This is a genomic window from Sphingobium sp. 3R8, from assembly GCF_020166615.1.
Taxonomy (GTDB): domain Bacteria; phylum Pseudomonadota; class Alphaproteobacteria; order Sphingomonadales; family Sphingomonadaceae; genus Sphingobium; species Sphingobium bisphenolicum.
In genome coordinates, this window is record NZ_JAIQXR010000068.1 from 1 (window position 1) to 769 (window position 769).

General features: G+C 54.1%; 1 protein-coding gene. It reads left to right on the top strand.

Annotated elements, in window-relative coordinates; all coding sequences use genetic code 11:
* Positions 1-252: 252 nt before the first annotated feature.
* On the top strand, positions 253-769 hold a 517-nt coding region (locus K9B33_RS22940; protein WP_224551425.1), incomplete at its 3' end, for a hypothetical protein.

Below are 769 nucleotides of genomic sequence, written 5' to 3' on the forward strand. Positions count from 1 at the left end.
ACCGCAGGGCACATTGTACGGGCGCAACGCGACAGGCGGCGTACTTCTGCTCAACAGCGCGAACCCGACTGACAAATTCGAGGGCCGTGTGATGGCGGAATATGGCCGCTTCGATCACAGGCAGATTGACGGAATGCTGAATGTGCCGGCTTCCGACACCTTTAGCATTCGTGTCGCCGGTCGACTGAGGAAAGAGGACGGCTATATTACCAATTATGATGGTACGAAGCTGGGCCAGCAGAATAATACACCTTGCGCGCGCGCGCAAGGTGGACGCCGACCGATAACCTTGAAATATATGGCGGAGTCGAGTGGCAAAGGAGCCGCGCGTTCGAGTTCATCGATCAACTCGGTAATGGCGCGCCGATATGCTATGTCTGCCAGACAACCGGTCAAACCAAATCCAGCTTCTATGAGGCCGGGGAAAACGCGCCTACGCCCTATTATAATCGACTGTTTAAAGCTGATCTTCGTGCGAAACTCAGCCTGGGCAGCGTCGACCTCTCAAGCTTGACGGCCTACTTCAATAATATCAGCGTCCAGCGAGCCGACAATGACTTCACGCAAGCGCCGGTCTTTTTCTTCAATGTGCTGAGAAATGGCGGAAAGGCCTTTGCGCAGGAATTTCAGCTGACATCCAATTTCGATGGGCCGTTTTCGTTCATCTCCGGTGTCAATTATCTTCACGACAAGCCTCATCTGGACATCCAGCTGGACGGTTCGGCCTATGATTTTTCCGTTGCTGCAACGGGCTCTTACCCGGCGAGCT